The sequence below is a fragment of the Aeromicrobium phragmitis genome, from assembly GCF_003674095.1.
Lineage (GTDB): Bacteria > Actinomycetota > Actinomycetes > Propionibacteriales > Nocardioidaceae > Aeromicrobium > Aeromicrobium phragmitis.
The window spans coordinates 1-283 of the sequence record NZ_RDBF01000308.1; the positions used below are offsets into that span (position 1 = coordinate 1).

General features: G+C 75.6%; 1 protein-coding gene. It reads right to left on the reverse strand.

What is annotated here, in order from left to right; genetic code table 11:
* On the reverse strand, positions 1-283 hold a 283-nt coding region (locus D9V41_RS17490), incomplete at both ends, for a fructosamine kinase family protein (protein ID WP_208006960.1).

Genomic DNA, 283 nt, shown 5'->3' on the forward strand with positions numbered 1-283 from the left:
CGGTCGAGAGCGGCCCGCACGTACGGCATGACCCGCCGGGAGGCGTAGAACTCCTCCCACGTCGGCAGCGGGCGGTTGGGCAGCGGCGCGAGACCGATGTAGCCGTCGCGGTCGGCGCCGAAGTGCGGAGCGCCGGCGCGGTGGGTGACGGCCAGCTCACGGCCGAACTGCTCGGCGAGCTCGGGGGTGGGCTTGCCCGGCTCGACCCAGGCGAGGACGAGGCACTCGTCATCGACGCCGAGCACCTCCGGCACCGGGACGCCGCCGGCCTCGCCGAGCCAGC